Below are 20,875 nucleotides of genomic sequence, written 5' to 3' on the forward strand. Positions count from 1 at the left end.
ATTCAACCTATGGAAACTTGGTTACGCCCCACACAACTGGAAGGCGAATGGGTAAAACTGGTACCCTTGCAAAAATCCCATAAAGTAGATTTGGCCTTCGCCGCATCGGATGGAAAGCTCTGGGAACTGTGGTACACCTCGGTCCCCTCCCCCAAGACCATAGATGCCTATTTGGATGTTGCCCTGAACGAACAGGAAAATGGAACCGCATTGCCATTTGCCATAATCAATAAAAAGAACAACACCATTGTAGGCAGCACACGTTACATGAATTTGGATGCAAAAAACAAACGATTGGAGATCGGCTCAACTTGGTATGCCAAAAAAGTGCAGCGCACAGGCATCAATACCGAGGCCAAATACCTATTGTTAAAATATGCTTTTGAAAACTTAGGCTGCATTGCCGTAGAATTTCGGACGCACTTTCACAACCATCCATCCAGGAATGCCATTCTTCGACTAGGTGCAAAACAAGATGGTATTTTAAGAAACCATAGAATAGATGGTTCCGGAAACCTAAGGGACACCGTTGTTTTTTCCATTTTGAACAGCGAATGGAAAACCGTAAAAACTTCTTTGGAATTTAAGATGGGGATTAGACCTATAAATTAGCTTTTGCCCAGTTTCAGCATATTTGCGAAATTATAGCTCGCCAATTCCAAGTTCTCCTCGACATTTGCCTTGGCATCGTCCAAATTGCCCACTTCATTAAGAATCGACACTGCATAATCCAGGCCCATTTCTTGTATTTGTCCAATGGTCACTTCTACCGAACCACAGAGTGCGGCAACGAGTACATTCTGTTTTTTCGCCGATTTTACCACTCCGTTAATGGTTTTGCCGGAAAAGGTTTGGGAATCCAGCTTTCCTTCCCCGGTAATTACCCAATCGGCACCCTGCAGCACTTTATCAAAATTGGCAAGTTGCATCACCAAATCTACGCCAGAGGCCAATTCCGCATTCAAAAAAGTTACCGCTCCACCTCCTGCTCCACCGGCTGCACCGGCGCCATGGATCTCTTGGACATCAATCTTAAAAGTTGATCGCAAAATATTCGCAAAATGCCTTAAACCCTCGTCCAAAAAGGTAATCTCTTCTTCTGTTGCTCCTTTTTGAGCCCCATAGATTTTAGCAGCCCCTAGCTCTCCATAAAATGGATTGGTCACATCGCAGGCCACTTGAATTTTTGTATCCATCAGTTTTGGATGTAGATTGTTTGTTCGTATTTCCCTTACCTTGCCCAGATTTCGCCCAATAGGCTTTAGCTGATTTCCATTCGCATCCACAAAAACGTAACCAAGGGCTTGGGCCATACCCATACCTCCATCGTTGGTTGCACTTCCTCCAATGCCCAATACAATGTTTCTGGCTCCTTTTTCAAGTGCATCCACCACCATTTCACCTGTTCCCAAGGTTGTGGTATCCATACAGTTCATCTCGGATTTTTGCAATAATTTATATCCAGAAGCTTCGGACATTTCAATAAAAGCCGTTTGCCTATCCTCGGAAAGCAGGTAAAAGGCGGTAATCTTCCTAAAAAGCGGGTCTGTAACAACAATCTTCTCTTTAGATGCCTTTAGGTAATCTGCAACCACATCAATGGTACCGTCCCCACCATCGGCAAGGGGTCGATACACTGTTTCTGCATTGGGAAAAACTTTTTTGATGGCCCGGGCAACTATTTCACAAAATTCCCATCCAGTTAGGGAGCCTTTATATTTATCTGGTGCCAAAATAATTTTCATGCCTACAATGTACTCAAGTTAATTCAGTTAACCCATACATTCATGTGAATCTAAACTTTCAAATTAGACTACGGCACATGTTTTGAATGTACAGGTGAAGTATATACCTTTAATAAAAATTAATCATGAAAAAAACGATCTTTTTAATGGCCGCAGCGCTGTTCTCATCGGTAACTTTTGCCCAATCCAAAAACTTTTTGGACACCCCCTATTTGGAAACACAGGCCAAAGTGGACACTTTGGTGACCCCGGATAGAATATACCTCAATATCGTTATCCAAGAAAAGGATACCAAAGGCCGTGTATCGGTAGAGGAACAAGAAAACCAAATGGCACAACGCTTTAAAGCCATGGGCATCGACCTCACGGAACAGCTTGTGATAAAAGACATGGGCAGCAATTTTAAAAAATACTTTTTGCGCCAAAAGGAAGTCCTAAAAAGCAAACAATATTCGCTTTTGGTCTATTCGGGAAAAGAACTCGGTGATGTTATGATGGCTTTGGAACAATTGGATATTGCCAATACCCATATCGAAAAAACCGAATATTCAATGATGGACGAATTAGAGCTGGAACTAAAATCCCGAGCAGTAAAGAGAGCGAAACAAAAAGCCGATGCCCTGACCCGACCTCTGGGCCAAAAAGTAGGCATGGCCATCCATATTGCAGACAATTCAAATTACTATCCAAATTATAACCAAAGGGTATTGAACGAAATGATTGTGGTATCCGCAAGCGCTAAACAAGACCAGCCCTTGGACATCGATTTTGAGAAAATCAATGTAGAGACCACTGTAAACGTAAAATTTGCTTTATCCAATTAACGATGGTAATGTAACACTGACCAAAAAACCATTATGAAACATATCACACTTATTTTCTTGTTGTGGGCGGGACTTGTTTCCGCCCAACATACATTGCAATTGAACAAAGGCCAATCATCACCAAAAGCCAATCTGGAGGATGTTTCATGGATCGAGGGCCACTGGATTGGCGAAGCTTTCGGAGGAACGGCCGAAGAAATCTGGAGTGCACCAATGGGCAATTCTATGATGTTTGTATTTCGACTAGTGAACAATGGCAAAGTTTCATTCTACGAATCAGGTCATATCCAACAATCAGACGATTCCATAATTCTCCAGCTCAAGCATTTTGACGGCAATATGAAAGGTTGGGAAGAAAAAGATAAAACCATTGATTTTAAACTAGTAAAACTAGAACCAAACAAGGTGTATTTTGAAGGGCTCACCATGGAAAAAATTGATGACGACCATATGAATGTCCATGTACTTATTGAAGAAAACAACAATACAGAAGAAATCCTGTTCGCTTACAAGAAAGTGAAGTAATTTAGTTTCATTGGAATACGTTGAATTAGTATCTTTAACGGACTAACTAATTCCAACACTCTCGTGAAAATAAGACCTTTACTATTATGTGCCATACTTTTGGCCTTGCACCCTGTTGATGCACAACGAAGAAACAAAAAATCCAACCAACCCTCCACAGAAGTCAACGACTCCCTTTTTCCCGGTTTAAAATGGCGAAACATTGGTCCGTTCCGTGGCGGCCGAAGCGTTACATCCACCGGTGTAGTAGGGCAACCCTACACCTACTATATGGGTACCACTGGGGGTGGCATCTGGAAGACCACAGATGATGGTCTTACCTGGAAGAACATCTCCGATGGATTTCTAAAAACCGGAACCGTTGGCGATATTGCCGTTGCAGAAAGCAACCCTAATTTGGTTATCGCAGGAATGGGCGAACACGCTGCTCGCGGGGTTATGACATCCATGGGAGATGGAGTATACAGATCTACCGATGCCGGTAAAACTTGGGAACATATAGGTTTGGATTACACACGCCACATTTCGGATGTTATAATCCATCCTACAGATCCAAATATCATCTTTGTCGCTGCCCAAGGCGCACAATATGGCCCATCCGAGGACAGAGGCATTTACCGTTCGACCAACGGTGGCAATACCTGGGAAAAAGTACTCTTTGTAGACTCAAATACAGGTGCTTCCTCCTTGAGTATGGACATGAACAACCCTTTGATTCTTTATGCATCCATGTGGCAACATCGCAGATATCCCTGGACAATGGAATCTGGCGGCGCCTCTTCGGGTCTTTATAAATCCACAGATGGTGGGACTACATGGAAAAAAATGGAAAAAGGACTTCCAAAAGAGTTTGGGAAATCCGGAATTTCGGTTTCTAGGGCAAATGCCGAGGTTGTATATGCCGTAATCGAAGCCGAAGGTGAAAAAGGTGGAGTATATAAAAGTACCGATGCTGGCAAAACATGGCGGCAGACCAATAAGGACCGTATCAATATAGCACGATCTTGGTACTACATGGAAATTTTTGCCGATACGCAAGACGAAAACATCGTATATGTTCTCAATGCTCCCGTTACCAAATCCATCGATGGCGGAAAAACCTTTACCACGGTATCCACACCGCACGGTGACAACCATGATCTTTGGATCCATCCCGAGAACAACCAGATCATGGTCAATTCCAACGATGGAGGTGCTAATGTGTCCAACAACGGAGGTAAAAGCTGGAGCACACAGCAAAACCAAGCTACGGCGCAGTTTTATCGCGTAATTACCGATAATCTGGTACCGTACAACGTGTATGGTGGGCAGCAGGACAATTCTGCCATTTCCATTGCAAGCAGAACACATGGCTATGGAATTGATTGGAAAGATTGGTATTCCGTGGCAGGTTGCGAAAGCGCTTATTTGGCCTTTGACCCCGACAATCCGGAGGTGGTATATGGTGGCTGTTACCAAGGTATCATCGAAAAATGGGTAAAGGCTTCAAGAGAATCCAAGCCCATAAAAGAATACCCAGAACTGGGACTGAGCAAAGTTCCCAAAGATTTTAAGTTCCGTTACAACTGGAACGCACCCATAATCAGTTCCCCCCACGACAGAAACACCATTTATCATGCCGGGAACGTGGTGTTTAGAACACAGGACGGGGGCAATAGTTGGGAAGTAGTGAGCCCCGATCTTACCCGGAACAATCCCGACCAGCAAGGTCCGGGAGGCGGCCCATACACCAACGAAGCAGCTGGTGGAGAAAACTACAATACCCTTATGTACTTGGTGGAATCCCCTCACGAAAAAGGAGTTTTATATGCCGGTTCGGACGATGGACTGGTCCATATTACCAAAAATGGAGGTGAAAGCTGGGAAAATATTACCCCTCCCAATAGTAAAGAAGGTATTATAAACAGCATCGAAGTATCCCCGCACGAGCCAGGAACAGCATATATTACATTGATGCGCTATAAGTTCATGGACTTGAACTCCTATATTTTTAAAACCTCCGATTACGGGCAAACTTGGACCAAAATAACCAACGGAATAAATGGCGAGCACAACTTTACCCGTGTAGTGCGTGAGGACAAAAAGCAAAAAGGGTTACTGTATGCCGGTACCGAAACAGGTCTTTTTGTTTCACTGGATGATGGTTCCAACTGGCAACCGCTGCAATTAAACCTTCCTGTGGTACCCATCAATGATTTGGTGATCCACGATAATGATCTTGTAGCGGCAACAGCCGGTCGTTCTTTTTGGATTCTGGATGATCTAGGAGCGATCCAACATAGCATCGAACCAACTTCCGAGCTTCAAATTGTGCCCCCAAAACCTTCCTATCGCATCTTTAATGGAAGCACCAATTCCACTGTTCCAGGGTTGGGTCAAAACCCAAAATCGGGCGTTACTTTTGATTACTACCTGCCCAAAAAGTTGGACACGATAGAACTAAAACTCGAGGTACTTTCCGCTGGCAAGGTGATAAAAACAGTGACCAATCAACCCGATAAGAGTTTTAAAAGCTGGCCCGGTGGACCTCCAAAACCCGATGTATTGCCGTCGGCCAAAGGGTACAACCGTTTTACATGGGATTTTAGCAAAGAGGCTGTTCCTGCCGTGGACAAAGTTTTTGTTTATGGCAATTATAAAGGAGCTCGTGTGGCCCCTGGCACTTACACTTTACGTTTAACATCCGAGGGACGTTCCGTAGAAACAGAAGCAACGGTTCTTGCCGATCCAAAAGTTAGTGGTACTCCCATGGATTATGCAGAACAGCAATCGGTACTCAATAAAATTGATGAAACCGTGGCCAGCATGCACCATTCAGTAAACCAAATGCGCGAGGCCAAAAGTCAGTTAAAACATTATAAAAAGTTGCTTAAAGACCACGAAAACGCCAAAGCATTGTTGGAAAACGGTGATGAATTATTGGAGAGAATAACCAATTGGGAAGAAAAGCTGATCCAGCCCAACCAAAAGACTTTCCAAGATGTAATCAATTTTAAAAATCAACTCAATGCCGAATTTATGCATTTGAAAGGCTTTGTAGATGTGGCCGAACCAAAGGTAACCCAAGGTGCCAAAGAAAGGTTACGTGATCTTTTGGCCCAATGGAAGACTTACGAAGATGAAAAAAACGCCATTGTAGTGGATGGTATGGGAACATATAACCAAATGTTCAAAGCATTGGATGTGCCCGCCATAATCTTGACCAAGGAGTAATGGCGGATAACTTTTGGCTGGAACAGGAGTTCGTAAAACAGGATTTTACCCAAACAAAATTGCCCAAAGGCGATTATGAAGAATGTAGTTTTGTGGACTGCCTGTTCTCCAAAGGTTTTTTGGACAACCAAAATTTTGTGGACTGCACTTTTGATGGGTGCGACCTTACCAATACCAATATTGCCCATACCATTTTTAATGGTGCAACCTTTAAAAGCTGTAAAATGGTGGGGGTTCAATTTGAGACCTGTAATCAACTTTTATTGACTTTGCGTTTTTTGGACTGTAATTTATCCGTGGCATCATTTATTGGGATGAACCTCCCCCAAATCCAATTTATGGACTGCAGGCTGCATCAAACCGATTTTACAGACACCCAATTAACTATGGCCAAATTTCCAAATTGTGATTTTGACAATGCTATTTTCGAGAATACGGATCTAAGCGGAGCCGATTTGAGTACTGCCTTTGGTTTTAATATAGATCCAACCATCAACCAACTAAGGAAAACCAGGTTTAGCCAAGAGGGATTGATGGGTTTATTAAAAAAGTATGATATTGTGGTAACCTAAATCTTATCACATGTCCGAAAGAAATTGTTTGGTCTGCGGTGAAAAACTACTCGGTCGCATAGATCAAAAGTACTGTTCCGACCATTGTAGGAACGCCTATAACAACCGACTTAACCGAGACAGTAAAAACCTAGTACGCAACATAAACAACAAATTACGCAAAAACTACCGGATACTGAATGGCTTTACCCTCCGGGATGGGAAAACAAAGACCACAAAAATGCGTTTGTTGGATAAAGGTTTTGATTTTGAATACATTACAAACCTATATACCACAAAAAAGGGCAGCACCTATTTTTTTGTGTATGATCTAGGGTATTTGCCGCTGGACAACGACTATTTTATGATCGTAAAAAGGGAGTGATCATTTCCAACTGTGAGACGTTAATTTAAGTGCTGCGATCACAATATCCTTTCGGCTTATCTGCCCAACGAGAATATCGTTTTTCATAACGGGCAATCTGCGCCTATTGTGACGATCAAATACGCCCGCTGCATCGAAAATGGACATGTCGTGGGGTATGGTCTCCACATTTTTGGTCATAAACCGCTCAACACTTTTATCCAAAATGGGTTGGTTAAAATACCTACTCTCCGATATCTGTTTCATACAATCCGCCTCGGATATGATTCCTACCAAAAACCCATTATTATCTACCACTGGTCCACCGGAAATATGATGTTTGGCAAACGTCTCCATTACTTCCAAAATGGACTGCTCAGGGGAAAATGTGATCAATTTATTGGTCATGTAATCTTCCACCAAAATTGGGGCATTGTACTTTTTCTTGTTCTCCTCCTTGCTCCGTATGCCTTGAAAACTTTTGATTGCCATAAGGTTAGATTTTAAAGTTGATTCTTAAATATAGTTTTTTTTAGCGAATAACCTAATTTTAAGCGCTTAAAGATGAGAACCTTTCATATATTCACATTTTAAATTATGAATATCGCTACGCCATGAAGTTTTCCCGGACCCTTGCCCTAATTCTACTTTTTCTTGCCGTGTATTGGAGTTTTAGATCCTTGACGCCCCAGTACAAAACCGATCAGGATGCCCCGTTGGGAGCTTTCTCCACAGATAGAGCGCTTTCCCATGTAAAAGAATTATCCAAAGAACCACATGCCGTTGGTTTTCCAGGACACCAAAGAGCCAGGACCTATATTATCTCCGAACTCAAAAAAATGGGTCTGGAAACTACCACACAACAGGGTTACACCGCTGGAGACTGGGGCAATCTGAGCAAAGCCACGAATATTTTGGCAAGAATTAAGGGCAGTGGCAACGGAAAAGCATTACTGGTGCTCTCGCATTACGATAGTAGCCCCCATTCCTCCTTTGGAGCAAGTGATGCAGGCAGTGGAGTTGCCACAATTTTGGAGGGAATCCGAGCATTTTTGAGCAACAATGAAACCCCAGAGAACGATATCATTATACTAATTACCGATGCCGAGGAACTTGGCCTTAATGGAGCCGACCTTTTTGTAAATAAACACCCCTGGGCAAAAAATGTGGGGCTAGCCCTAAATTTTGAGGCTCGCGGTAGCGGCGGGCCCAGTTATATGCTTATAGAGACCAATCGCGGCAATGGCACTTTGATCAAGGAATTTACAAAGGCAAATCCCAAATACCCGGTTGCGAACTCTTTGGCCTATAGCATTTATAAAATGCTCCCCAACGATACCGACCTAACCGTTTTTAGGGAAGATGCAGATATTGATGGATTTAACTTTGCTTTTATAGATGACCATTTTGATTACCACACCGCGCTGGACAATTATGAGCGTTTGGACCGAAAAACCCTAGCTCACCAAGGCAGTTATTTAATGCCGTTGCTCGCACATTTTAGTAAGGCCGATTTGGATAATTTAAAAAGTTTGGATGATTATGTGTATTTCAATATCCCTATCTTTAATCTGGTTTCCTATCCTTTTGAGTGGATCTGGCCCGCATTTGGCATTGCAGTTTTGGCTTTTGTCCTATTACTTTTTTCAGGGTTTAAAAAACAGGTCTTAAAAACAAACGATGTTTTAAAAGGCTTTGTTCCCGTCCTCATCACCTTAGTAGTTAACGGGGCGGTCGGCTATTTTTGTTGGGCCATAATTACTTGGTGGTATCCCGGGTATAAGGATATGTTACATGGGTTTACCTACAACGGCCACACTTACATTGCCGTGTATGTTATGTTCTCGCTGTTTATCTGCTTTTACACCTATCATAAATTCCGAAAAACCCCTACCCCAAGTTTATTGGTAGCCCCTATTTTTATTTGGTTGCTAATTTGCGGCTTGGTAGCACAATACTTAAAAGGCGCCAGTTTTTTTATAGTTCCCTTGTTCGGCTTGCTGGCAGGCTTGCTCGTAACCATCAATCAAAAGAAGCCCAATCCATTTTTAATGCTGTTCTTGGCATTGCCCGCGGTTCTTATTTATTCCCCATTCATTAAAATGTTTCCCGTAGGCCTTGGTTTAAAAATGATGGTGGCCGCGACCCTTTTTACGACGTTGTTGTTTTTCCTGGCACTCCCATTTTTAGGTCAGTTAAAAAGTAAAAGGAGACTGGCCTATTTATTCCTGCTTCTTTTTTTTGCATTCGGAATTACGAGTCACATACAATCCGACTTCAACGAAGAAAGACCAAAACCCAGCAGTTTGCTATATGTTTATAATACGGACGACGACTCAGCACTATGGGCCACATACGATAACGTTCTAATTGATTGGAACGGCCAATTTATTAACGAAAACAAAAGAAAACCTAAAGCTGAGACCATATCCAGCAAATACCGCACTAACTTAAATTATGTGGCAGATGCACCAAAAAAACAACTGGAAGCATCCTATATTGATACCGTGATGGACACTATTGTTGGGAAAAACAGGGTAATCGAACTTTGCATCACACCGAAAAGAACAGTGAACCGCCTTGAGGTATTTACCAGTCCGATCAATTTATCGAAGGCAAAAGTGAACCAAATCGAATTATCCCCTTATTTCCTCGAAAACAGGAAAAACAGGTTGGTCACTCATTATATTTCCAATAATGATTTTACAGAACTACAACTCGAATTCCCTAAGGATTCGGTATTGGAACTCACTTTATACGAAGCATCCAACGATTTGTTAACACATCCGGATTTTAGCATACCGAAAAGACCAAAAAACAGTATTCCCACCCCTTTTGTGTTAAATGATGCTATATTGACCATAAAAACTTTGCGATTTGAATAAACATATTGGTATTCTGGGATGTGGTTGGCTGGGATTTCCCTTGGCCAAATCATTGATAAAAAAAGCATATCACGTTAAAGGGACCACCACTTCCACCGATAAATTAATGGAATTACAAAACGAAGGTATTGAACCCTTCGAAATTCGTTTGACCGAAACAGGAATTGAGGGCAATGTTCAAAGTTTTCTTTCCCATATTGAAACCTTGATTGTTAACGTACCTCCAAAACTTCGGGGTAAACATCCAGAGAGTTTTGTTGACAAAATAAAGTTCCTGATATCTGAATTGAAAGACAGCGAAATTTCCAATATTATTTTTGTGAGCAGTACTGCGGTATACGGAGATTTGGAGGGAGAGGTTACCGAAGCAACACCGGTATATCCCAATACGGAATCGGGCAGACAATTGGTGCAATGTGAAAACTTGTTCCAAAAAGAAGATGGTCTTAACACCACCATAATCCGATTTGGCGGGCTAATTGGTCCGGACAGGCACCCTGTGACCACCTTATCGGGCAGGAAGCAACTTGGCAACGGCAACCATGCCATCAACTTGATTCACCTCTACGATTGCATTCACATGATCCAAACCATATTGGAAGAAGGTTATTGGGGCGAAATTTTCAACGGTGTTTATCCTTATCATCCCAAAAAGCAGTTGTATTATTTTGAGGAGGCCCAGAAAAGAGGAATCTCCCCGCCATCGTATAAAGAAACATCATCCAAGGCAATGGGAAAAATCGTTTTGAGCCAGAATTTTTTAAACAAATCCCATAACTTCACTACCTCTATTGTTTCCTGAGAACCTTCCATTACTTATTGTATTCTTAACAGCTTGGTTGGGATTATTTTGTTAGATTTGGCGCACTAAACTGAAGATCAATGAAAAAGACTATACTCGTATTGCTCCTTTTAACGGGCATTAGCGGTATTTCGCAAACCGGCAACGAACTTTTAAAACATTATGAAGCGTATTACAAAGAAATGCGTTTGCAGGGAGATGTAAACGGTGTTATTGGAGCGTTGACCCATTTGAACGTTTTGGCGCCATCAAAAGAAAGAAAAGACACCTTGGCCTTTGTTTATATGAACAACGGACAACACATGCAGGCCCTAAACACCATAGGTGTGGATAAAGATGCCACCGATTCCGATCTTGCCGTGCAGATCAAAGCATTTTCGTTAAAGGCGCTTAACCAGCCCAAAAGGGCATTGGAGCATTTTGAGGAGCTTTTCTCGAGAAATCCATCTCCTTACCTGGCCTACGAAATGGCCGACCTTAAGATACAGACCGGCGAAACCAGCAATGCAAGAGTGAACATTGAGTACGGTATTGCCAATGCCACCGACGAAATGAAGTATGCTTTTTACGAACGTCAGCAGCCCTACGAGGTTCCTTTAAAAGCTGCATTTTATCATTTAAAAGGATTGGCAGATTTCAATCTGAACAAAGAAAATATTGATGCTGCTATAGTTTCTATAGATGAAGCCCTAAAGATTGCACCGAACTTTAACTTGGCGAGTTTGAGCAAACAGGCGTTGGAAGCCAGAAAAAAAGAAGCAACCCAGAGCGACGGGAACTAATCTATTATCTGTTCTTTTTTAGCTCCTCTAAGATTGCATTGTCTTTTTCTTCTTTGATTTGGACAAGTTCATCTACATATTCGTTGGGAACGGCAATTGAAAGTACATAATGGGCAATTTTCCATTGCCCATTTTCTTTTTTGAGCACACCCGAACCTCTACATATTTTCATTTGGGTATCCAAAAGTTCATCGAACCAGGCCAAATTCCCAGAATCATCCAGATACACATTCCGCTGGACGGTGGTAAAGTTCCATGCCTTTCCTTTATCAAAATATGGTTTGGAAAACTCCCTAAACTCTGTATTTTGCCAGTTTTCCATGGCATCCGTGCCCAAAAACACCCCTTCTTTGGTCATATTGCCAAAATAGGCCTCAAAATCTGCATTGGCCGCTGCCAGGTGCCAGTTATCCAACACCTTATTTATTTTTTGCTCATCACTGGTCTGGGCCAAAACGGTATTTACCATTAACAGTACAGCGATAATTATAATTTTATGTTTCATCCAAGATCAGTTTTTTATCCAATTGGCTATTTACTATTATGTTTAGTTGTTTTCGCATGTTGTTATATGCTTCCAAGGCTTCCACAATCGGACCAGTTGTTGGTTGGTTCTCTAGGATGCTTGCTTTTGCCTTGTACAGGAAAGTCCGCATCACACTTTGCCTACTCTTTACCTGAAAGGTATCGAAAAGTTCGGGATACTTACCGTTGGCCATTTTTTTCTCTTTCTCGATAAGATCGTCTATGGCCAGGGCCAAATCTTCGTTGTTGGTTGCCCTGTACAGTACGTCCACACTGGAATTCAAATCCTTGAACTCTGGCCACTCCTCAACTATGGCGGTTGCTTCCGGGTTGAACTCAATTTTATCCGGCATTTTTTGATAATCGAACTCCAACTCGGGGGATTCGACCTCGGCCGTGGCCTTCTCAACCTTCTTACATCCTCCCAGTACGGAGAACAGCAGTAAAATACCTAACAATTTTCGCATAAGCGAATGTACAAATTTTAAGAAAGGGTATCTTTGGCAACAAACTAAATTAACTTCGATTTACATGCACAAACCCATTTTAATTATTGGCGCTTGCGGTCAGATAGGAACCGAACTAACCTTTGAGCTACGCAACAAATATGGTGCGGACAATGTTATTGCAAGCGATATTAGAGAAGGAGGAGATGCCCTAATGCAGTCGGGACCCTTTGAATTGCTGGATGCCACCGACTATGCTGCTGTCGAAGATGTGGTTATGCATTACGAAATTGAAGAAGTGTATTTAATGGCTGCCATGCTCAGTGCAACTGCGGAAAAATTCCCGATGAGAGCATGGAACCTAAACATGAACTCTTTGTTCCATGTTCTTAACCTTGCTAAGGAAAAGAAGATCTCCAAGATCTTTTGGCCTTCTAGTATCGCCGTTTTCGGCCCAAATACCCCCAAGGAAGACACCCCACAGAACACCATTATGGAGCCCAGCACGGTTTATGGCATAAGTAAGCAATCTGGGGAACGTTGGTGCGAGTATTATCACAAAAAATATGGGGTAGACGTTAGAAGTGTTAGGTATCCTGGCCTAATAAGTTGGAAAACCATGCCAGGTGGCGGCACTACTGACTATGCTGTAGAAATCTACCACGAAGCCCTAAAACAAGGTAAATACGAGTGTTTTTTGAGCAGTGAGACCCAATTACCCATGATGTACATGGATGATGCAATAAGGGCGACCATTAGCTTAATGGAAAGTCCGTCTGAAAAAATAAAAGTGCGATCGTCCTACAATCTGGCCGGTATGACCTTTACCCCCAAAGAAATTTCTAAGAGCATTGAAAAGCATATACCTGGGTTCACCATTAGTTATGCTCCCGATTTTAGACAGGAAATTGCTGATTCTTGGCCAAGTAGTATAGATGATACCAAAGCTCGCCAACAGTGGGGATGGACACCTAGGTTCGACCTGGACCAAACGACCAAGGAAATGTTGGATAATCTAAATGCTACGACAAATTAGTCCTCTACCTCGTCGTTATCATCGGAATCGGAGAACTCATCGCTGTCACCGGGAATTTTTTCATAATCCTCTGAGTCAAAATCATCGTCGTCATCTTCATCGAAGTCCGCCATGGTACGCTCTAATTTTGAGCTGATCTTTACTAAATACTTGGTGTCTTCTGTGGATACCTCTACGGCTTCTATGGTTTCACCTTTCAGGTTTTTAAAGTTGATCACATCATCGTCCCCGTAACCATCGGGATATTTATCTACCAAAAGTTTCAGTACTTCAGAGGTCAATTTTTTATAGTCAACTATTACGCGTTTGAGGTTATTCATCGTTTTGGGATTGATTTATTGTTCGATATAGATCGAACCATTGTGATTGTATGGAAAAATTATAAAAAAAAACTTGGGTAGTCAAAAATTGGAATAACAAAATCGACCAAAAATGACCTTAACTTGAAGATGGTATTATCTAAATGTTGGGTAATAAAAGAATACTTCCCTATTTTGACTTAATTACTGCAAATAATGGTTTCTATTCAACAGTAAAGTATTGCACAGCCTTAATAGGTTGCATTCCTTTTGTAAATCCTTCTATAACAATCTCAAATTCACCTACTGAATCAGAGGTGAAAAAATGTATTGTCGAGGCTGGTTTGGACAGCTCCATATTTGGTTCCCATAATAGTTGTTGTCGGAAATCCGGAATAGTTTCAAAAGACCGAACACTATAATCTTGTCTAAAGTATTTCTTTTGCGCTTGAGGCCTGATCAATTCAATATTCTTCAGATCGGTTTGTTGATAGCTCATTGCAAAGTCTTCATCAAACGTTTTAACATCAAAAATTCCTTGAAAAATTTGCCCTCCAACAACAAACTGGTTCCTTGCCAATACAATGCTCTCTACCATATTTATATCATACCCGATCAAATCAGTATGGTCCTGCAGCACGATTCCATCTACGATTACGAGGGGAGCGTAGCCAGCATCCATGTTGGTTGCCTGAAAGTCTCTAACAAAAATACTTTCTTCTCCTTCAATATTGGTTGCTATCCAGGCATTGTCCACAATTTCCACCAGTGTTTCCTTAAAAGTCGGGAATCGGGTGTACTCATCCAACTTATACTCGGTAAAATCGTTTCCATATATTGGAACAAAATCGTTTTTTAGAAGAACTGTATCCGGTTTGCTATTAAAATATGCATTTTCAATTTGATTGTATGTACTCCGTTCCTCTATCAGACTTTTCATGCTCTTTTCAAGTACAAATTGTTTTGGCGCCTTTCGTTTCAATTCCAAATCAGGAATTGGCGCGACTTCAACTGAATACTTACCTTGTTGTCCGCCCCACACTTGAAATATAGATTTAGTATCTAAATTCTCTGAATTTAATGAAAACCGGAATTTGCCGAATGAATCGGTTCGAGCGAACCTAAATTCGTACTGACTACCTGGCAAGGAAAATACAAACTTTGTATTGGGCATGGCAAGCCCGTTGTCACCCATAACCGACCCACTTACCAATTCACCTCTAAGTTCTGGCAAATATTTGTACTCAGAGGGGGTAAAGTCTACCGAAGTAAAATTTCTCAAGTAATCCTTTGGGTCATACCTTCTGTCAAAGTACAATTCCTGGTCTATTCTACGAACGGAAACCGAGTAAATGCCATAATTATTTGGCTTGGTTTCTATTTTTAATGATACTTTATCCCTTTTACCGTATACCTTCTTATCCAAAGCAAGAGTTAGTTCACTATTTAGAATCTGTTCCTTGTAATTATTTTTTTGTTCAATGTACTGACCTTTTTCTGAAACAGTTGTGCCCCAAAATACTTTTTGATCATTGGTATAGGGGTTTACAACTACAATATCATCGGCATAGAAGGTATCGCTAGGCCAATTCTTCATGTAATTTGTGTAAGCCACCAGAGTATAGTATCCCGAATTCAAGCTTGTAGGAATAAAAACATCTCCTTGTCCCATTCCATCAATCAATTTTACCTTTTGAATCAACTCCCTCTCTCCTTGCCCGTTCAATAATTCAACATATGCGACCTTGCTGGCCATTGAAAGGGATTGACTTTTTTTGTTCAGGGCGTACAACTTAAAATGCAAGTACTCCCCTGTAAAAAGCAGATTTGTATTATAATGGATATAAATGCCTTCCACCCCTATTCCTTGAACCAGCCCCGAATATTGGGAACTGTCTTGAACATTCTGGCCCATTGCAGAGATTACAAAGAAAAAGGCCACTATTTTATTCAAAATCTTTTTAAGCATTGTCCTATTGAATTATTAGTCTTCCCAAAAATCGGGCACCACGTTTGTACCGAATCGCGTACAATCCACGCATCGTGCAGGCGCTACTTGATAGGTAAACGGTGGATCTTCGGCAACAAATTTGATTAGGCCACTCTTAAATCTTTGAAAAAGTTCTGGATCGGAGAGTGAGCCATAGCTATCGCGTGGGCAATCATCTAAAAATGGAATATCGTTGCCAAATATTTCTTGGAAGCTAAAAAAGAAACGACTGGATGTGAAAGAAACCACCTCGAACAGGCCAACTACCTTTACATTGTCATCCGATTCATGCCTTATGTTCCCCACAATCAAACCTGGTTGAGGTTGGGAAAACAAATTGTCGCTGCTAGAAAAGCTTTTTAGGGTTTGATAAAATTCGTACGAAGTACTGGTTTGTGCAAATTGCTTTACCAATATACTGTATCTGAACGCTATTCTTCTATCCCTACGTTCGATAAACCTAACGGGGAAATCATCCACCTTATCTTGCGCCAAGTTGTTGGTTTCCGCAATAAGTATGGTATTTGAGTTTTCGGTCACATAACAAAAACGCTCTTCAGTTTCCTTATTAACCAATTCCAACAGAGGTGGGGACTCGGATACAATTCTGAATCCTTTTAATGGTTTAAAAAAAGATTCCCATCTATATGTTTCCTCGTATTCGTATCTAAAATATCCTTCGTTTTCAGCTATAGAAGTCCCATCTACATAAATCTCGACCCCATCCATCCCATTTTCGTTAACGATTCTCTTTGCCGATATTTCATCAATACTAGTTGGAGCCGTTATCTGTACCTGTGGTGAAACAAACCTTTCTCCTTTTTCATCAGTAACATTCAATTGATAATCCATCCCCGGGACTGCTCCAAAAACTGTCGTGGATCTATAAATACCCGGTGATGTTTCCTCAAATGTCAAGGATTCACCATTGTTTACAAGTATCTCGACCTTTGCACCAGAAACCTTCACCTCCTTTTCTTCCGCCTTGTAGCTTCTTGTTATATAAATCTCGTGTTGTTTGGTCTCTGATGTGATACTAGCGTTAATAATGAGAATGTCCTCAAAATCCGTGGTCTCCACTTCGAACGGTTCCGTACAAGAAGTAATCGAAATCAATACAACCATGATCAGGTAAAAACCAAAAGTATTTTTTGTAGACATATTGGGGTCTAAAATTTAAAATTATAAGTAATCGAAGGAACGGGTATGGAAAAAATGGAACTCTTATAGGCCTCCACATTTCCATTTTCGGTTACATAAAATACCGAGTAAGGATTGTTCCTTCCTAAAACATTATAAACCGAAATTGTCCAAAAACTATGGCCTGGTTTGTTCAATTTGTGGTTTCCTTCAATATTGAACCCGAGATCTAACCTATAGAAATCGGGTATTCTGTAACTATTCCTATCACTATAAACTGCATACTCCGCATCATTGAAAGAAAAATTCCCTACCGGCACAGTAACTGGCCTTCCTGTTTGGTATACAAAATTGGCGGACAAACTAAACCTCTTGGTGAATTTATAATTGGCCACCATGCTCAAATCATGGGGCTTATCAAAATTGGATGCAAAAAAATCACCATTATTGACTCGTTCCTCGGCAAAGTCGCTATCCAATTTTAAAAAAGATCGTGAATAGGTATATCCCAACCATCCGTTAAGTTTTCCCCTATTCTTCCTAAGAAGAAACTCCAAACCATAGGCCTTGCCTTTTCCCTGTAAAACTTCCATTTCCACGTTCTCGTTCATCAACAACTGTGCACCGGTCTTAAAGTCGAGTACATTGTCACTCGTTTTATAAAAGCCTTCCAAACTTATTTCATAGGCATCGGCATCCAGGTTCTTAAATAAACCTAAAGAATATTGATGCCCTTCCTGTGGTTCAATATTCAAGTCGGAAAGTTTCCATGTATCAATTGGAGATACGGTAGTATTATTTGTAAGGATATGCACATACTGTATAGATTTATTGTATCCTGCTTTTACCGAAAGGCTGGGAGTAATCAAATATCTTGCGCCTGCACGTATTTCGGGTCCTCCGTATGTGTTGATAACCTCATTGTTTCCGTATTGAACTGTATCCCTGACCGTACTTTGACTTCTGGGGGCCCCGGACTCGTATTCAAATTGTGTACGCTCACCTAAAGCGTTGAACATTGAAAGCCTTACTCCTAAGTCGACGGCAAACTTTTTGGTGAAACTGTAATTTGCTGATATGTATGCTGCAGATTCCAAAGCCTTTTCTTTATCCAAGGATATATTTTCTACCGTTGATTCCGAGTTTAAAGGCTCCAGATTTCCTGGCTCAACCAAGTAAAACTTTCCTTCGATACCATAGTTCAGTTTTAGATTGGTATTATATAAGTAATCAAAGTTCAACCTTACTTCAGTCTCATTGATTTCATAGCCTAAATCAAAATCATTATTCGCCCCCCTTTCGTACTCAATATTAAAAGAATAGCTACTATTGGCCAATTGTAGCTCCGATAAATGCTTATCGTTGAATTTATGTTGCCACCTCAACGAAATCAATCTATTATCGTAAACATATAGGGAATCTGACGAAATACTAAAATTATCTTTGCTGTAGTATGCCGTTGCTTTTAACTTGTTGTTGGCATCAAACTGATGTGTATAATTCGATACCACATCATAAAAAGTTGCTCGGCTTTTGCTCAGAGATTGTTCTTTCATGGAACGTAAAATCCAATTTGCATAGGCCCCTCTCGCTCCAAAAAGCAAAGAGGATTTTCCTTTAATAACAGGGGTCTCCAAAACCATATTACTAGTAACGGGACCAATGGATGCCTCTCCTTTAAACTCACTGTTATCTCCATCCTTGGTCGTTATGTCGAACACGGAAGACAATCTACCTCCAAATCTTGCAGGTATATTTCCTTTGTACACCTCCAATTGACCGATAGCAAATGGATTGATTGCAGAAAAAATACCAAAAAAATGTTGCGGATTATATAAGGTGGCACCATCGAACAAGACTAGGTTTTGATCAGCTCTACCTCCCCTCACATTAAATCCGGCAGAACCTTCTCCTGCAGAGGAAATCCCTGGTAATGCCGTGGCCACCTTTAAAACATCTCTTTCCCCTAGAACCAAAGGAATGGTTTTACTTTCCTCACTGTTGATTTCTTCGGTTCCACTTACTGTTTCTTCAATATTTTTATAAATATCACCTTCTACCACAACCTCGTCCAGCTGTTCAAGACTTTCATTAAACTCCATGTTCAATGTACCGTCATTAAAAATGACTATTTCTTTTTCTGCCCTTTCAATGCCCAATGCCCTAAATTTTAAAACATTAGATCCTGCCGGCAATTCTATACGGTAAAATCCTTCAAAAGATGTAACTGCAAGTAAACGATTATCGTCCGTAGAAATTGTCATATCAGGAATTGGCTCTCCCGACTCAAAATTTCTGATCGTTCCGCTCAAGGTATACCTTTCCTTGGTCTGCCCCATTGATTCCCGTCCTACTCTAACTACTTCCCTTTTGGCCGAAGCTCTTTGGATATTTGTCGTATAAAATATGGGAGAGGTCTTTTTAAGTATCGTTTCAGTTTGTACGGCAGATGAGTCCTTTCCAAAAAAGCCCTCCGGTAGACTGGAATAAATATTATTGTTATTGGTAAGTATAATTTTATTTGGGGCCAGCAGAAAATAGTTCACCGTTGTCCCATCCAATAAATCGGATATAATATGTTCTATATCCCTATTCCTGTATTCTTTTTGAACTAAACTATCCGAAAACCAGTTTTCCTGAAAATATACTTGATAATTTGTTGTCGAATCGATTTCCCGTAAAGCTTTTAAACGAGAAATATTTTGAAAAGAGAATGTATGTTCGTCATTTACTTGGGCATAAGATTCGATACAAACCAATATGAGTAGAATCAAGATCAAATAGTTTTTCATTATTCCGCGTGGTTTGTCAGAGTATTGAGCAATAGTTTAAAAAAAGTATCCTTATCTGACCGGTATGTAATTCTGTTTTGTTTGTAAAAATCCCTTAACTCTTGTTTTTTATTGTTAAAGATGTTGCTCCAATGCTTTTTTGTATTTGCCAAAAGTAGCTTGTCTTGCATGTACAATACATAATCGATATGCTCTTCAAATTCAGTAACGACCTTACTCTCTTTTCTGGACTCCACAGCTTTCTTTTTATACTTTTTGAGCAACATGTACCCATTAACAGTTTCAATAACTTCTAGGTACCCCTTAATTTTGCCATTCTGTTTAGTCGATGGAAATCTTACGAACCGATGTCCGTTTATGGTAAATTCTTGTACCTTATCCTCAATTAACCTTACAATTAAACCTGTTGGACTATATTTTGAGGTAATTAATAGTTGATCCAATTCTTGGTGGTATTTCAAATTCTGGTCAAAATAAGGCTGTCCATCGAACACAACATCGCCATTTAAAAATCCTCTCTCCAAAAAATAAGGATGGGTATTTTTAATGTTTCGATTTTCTTCCTGGAACAATGGGCCACTGTACAGCTCCATATTTTGCTCCCCAATAATGGAGTCGAATGAATCATATACCAAAGATGGTGAGATAGCCGATTGAGCATTTGCACCATTGCTTACGCCAATAAGCATCAAAAATGTGTAGAATAAAAAAAAGGGCTTAACTTTTGCCCATTGAGTGCGCGCGCCCTTTAAAACCAATATTGTCAATTTTTATAAGTATTTTCTTGGCTAAATATAATACTTTACTCGAATTTAACCATTAAGCGCCCATTATTTTAACAAAGTAACATTTTGAATAATCAAGGTTGGATTATCCTCTGGCAAGAGAACACAATTGATTTAACGTATTGCAAATTATCCGACATCCTTTTTTAAAACAAATTGAACTTGGCGCAA

General features: G+C 40.7%; 19 protein-coding genes. 10 read left to right on the forward strand and 9 right to left on the reverse strand.

Annotated features, from left to right (window positions below; translation table 11 throughout):
- Positions 1-9: 9 nt before the first annotated feature.
- Positions 10-612, forward strand: a complete 603-nt coding sequence (locus ACXAFK_RS00425) for a GNAT family N-acetyltransferase (RefSeq protein WP_224835722.1) — start codon at positions 10-12, stop codon at positions 610-612.
- Here ACXAFK_RS00425 and ACXAFK_RS00430 read toward each other — a convergent pair.
- A complete protein-coding gene (locus tag ACXAFK_RS00430; protein WP_474956431.1) occupies positions 609-1,745 on the reverse strand; it encodes a glycerate kinase in 1,137 nt (378 codons plus the stop codon). The two genes, ACXAFK_RS00425 and ACXAFK_RS00430, sit on opposite strands and share 4 nt — an antisense overlap.
- A 125-nt stretch (positions 1,746-1,870) precedes the next feature.
- Here ACXAFK_RS00430 and ACXAFK_RS00435 point away from each other — a divergent pair, with 125 nt between their 5' ends.
- From ACXAFK_RS00435 to ACXAFK_RS00455, 5 genes are all read left to right on the forward strand, one after another.
- Complete coding sequence (locus ACXAFK_RS00435; RefSeq protein WP_474956432.1) at positions 1,871-2,569, forward strand: SIMPL domain-containing protein; 699 nt, start codon at positions 1,871-1,873, stop codon at positions 2,567-2,569.
- Positions 2,570-2,602: 33 nt separating this feature from the next.
- Entirely contained in the window at positions 2,603-3,094 is a 492-nt protein-coding gene (locus ACXAFK_RS00440) for a DUF6265 family protein (protein WP_474956433.1), read from the forward strand.
- Between the two features lie 63 nt (positions 3,095-3,157).
- Positions 3,158-6,307 (forward strand): VPS10 domain-containing protein, encoded by a 3,150-nt coding sequence (locus ACXAFK_RS00445; RefSeq protein WP_474956434.1) that lies wholly within the window; start codon positions 3,158-3,160, stop codon positions 6,305-6,307.
- Positions 6,307-6,879: a pentapeptide repeat-containing protein gene (locus tag ACXAFK_RS00450; RefSeq protein ID WP_474956435.1), complete on the forward strand. Its 573-nt coding sequence runs from the start codon at positions 6,307-6,309 to the stop codon at positions 6,877-6,879. Before ACXAFK_RS00445 ends, ACXAFK_RS00450 begins: the two co-directional genes overlap by 1 nt.
- A gap of 10 nt (positions 6,880-6,889) precedes the next feature.
- Entirely contained in the window at positions 6,890-7,243 is a 354-nt protein-coding gene (locus ACXAFK_RS00455; protein WP_224835728.1) for a hypothetical protein, read from the forward strand.
- On the opposite strand, the gene ACXAFK_RS00460 is transcribed toward ACXAFK_RS00455, so the two are convergent.
- Positions 7,244-7,714, reverse strand: a complete 471-nt coding sequence (locus ACXAFK_RS00460) for a CBS domain-containing protein (RefSeq protein WP_224835729.1) — start codon at positions 7,712-7,714, stop codon at positions 7,244-7,246.
- Positions 7,715-7,836: 122 nt separating this feature from the next.
- Here ACXAFK_RS00460 and ACXAFK_RS00465 point away from each other — a divergent pair, with 122 nt between their 5' ends.
- From ACXAFK_RS00465 to ACXAFK_RS00475, 3 genes are all read left to right on the forward strand, one after another.
- Complete coding sequence (locus ACXAFK_RS00465) at positions 7,837-10,107, forward strand: M28 family peptidase (RefSeq protein ID WP_474956436.1); 2,271 nt, start codon at positions 7,837-7,839, stop codon at positions 10,105-10,107.
- Complete coding sequence (locus ACXAFK_RS00470) at positions 10,100-10,909, forward strand: NAD-dependent epimerase/dehydratase family protein (protein WP_474956437.1); 810 nt, start codon at positions 10,100-10,102, stop codon at positions 10,907-10,909. Before ACXAFK_RS00465 ends, ACXAFK_RS00470 begins: the two co-directional genes overlap by 8 nt.
- 80 nt (positions 10,910-10,989) lie before the next feature.
- On the forward strand, positions 10,990-11,691 hold the full coding sequence (locus ACXAFK_RS00475; RefSeq protein ID WP_474956438.1) for a hypothetical protein: 702 nt from the start codon (positions 10,990-10,992) through the stop codon (positions 11,689-11,691).
- Positions 11,692-11,695: 4 nt separating this feature from the next.
- Here the strand turns inward: ACXAFK_RS00475 and ACXAFK_RS00480 are convergent, their stop codons facing one another.
- Both ACXAFK_RS00480 and ACXAFK_RS00485 read right to left on the reverse strand, forming a co-directional pair.
- Positions 11,696-12,196: a nuclear transport factor 2 family protein gene (locus tag ACXAFK_RS00480; RefSeq protein WP_224835733.1), complete on the reverse strand. Its 501-nt coding sequence runs from the start codon at positions 12,194-12,196 to the stop codon at positions 11,696-11,698.
- Complete coding sequence (locus tag ACXAFK_RS00485) at positions 12,186-12,683, reverse strand: hypothetical protein (RefSeq protein ID WP_224835734.1); 498 nt, start codon at positions 12,681-12,683, stop codon at positions 12,186-12,188. Before ACXAFK_RS00485 ends, ACXAFK_RS00480 begins: the two co-directional genes overlap by 11 nt.
- A 64-nt stretch (positions 12,684-12,747) precedes the next feature.
- Between ACXAFK_RS00485 and ACXAFK_RS00490 the strand changes: the two genes are divergently transcribed.
- Positions 12,748-13,698: an NAD-dependent epimerase/dehydratase family protein gene (locus tag ACXAFK_RS00490; protein ID WP_474956439.1), complete on the forward strand. Its 951-nt coding sequence runs from the start codon at positions 12,748-12,750 to the stop codon at positions 13,696-13,698.
- Here the strand turns inward: ACXAFK_RS00490 and ACXAFK_RS00495 are convergent.
- From ACXAFK_RS00495 to ACXAFK_RS00515, 5 genes are all read right to left on the reverse strand, one after another.
- A complete protein-coding gene (locus ACXAFK_RS00495) occupies positions 13,695-14,018 on the reverse strand; it encodes a hypothetical protein (protein ID WP_474956440.1) in 324 nt (107 codons plus the stop codon). The two genes, ACXAFK_RS00490 and ACXAFK_RS00495, sit on opposite strands and share 4 nt — an antisense overlap.
- A 202-nt stretch (positions 14,019-14,220) precedes the next feature.
- Positions 14,221-15,966 carry a hypothetical protein gene (locus ACXAFK_RS00500; protein WP_474956441.1) on the reverse strand — a complete coding sequence of 582 codons (1,746 nt, stop codon included), beginning with the start codon at positions 15,964-15,966 and terminating at the stop codon, positions 14,221-14,223.
- A 15-nt stretch (positions 15,967-15,981) separates the two neighbouring features.
- A complete protein-coding gene (locus ACXAFK_RS00505) occupies positions 15,982-17,148 on the reverse strand; it encodes a DUF4249 domain-containing protein (protein ID WP_474956442.1) in 1,167 nt (388 codons plus the stop codon).
- 8 nt (positions 17,149-17,156) lie between these two features.
- Complete coding sequence (locus ACXAFK_RS00510; protein WP_474956443.1) at positions 17,157-19,919, reverse strand: TonB-dependent receptor; 2,763 nt, start codon at positions 19,917-19,919, stop codon at positions 17,157-17,159.
- Positions 19,919-20,608 carry a hypothetical protein gene (locus ACXAFK_RS00515; protein WP_474956444.1) on the reverse strand — a complete coding sequence of 230 codons (690 nt, stop codon included), beginning with the start codon at positions 20,606-20,608 and terminating at the stop codon, positions 19,919-19,921. Before ACXAFK_RS00515 ends, ACXAFK_RS00510 begins: the two co-directional genes overlap by 1 nt.
- Positions 20,609-20,875: the final 267 nt, after the last annotated feature.

The sequence above is a fragment of the Flagellimonas sp. ABD4_174 genome (assembly GCF_056160185.1).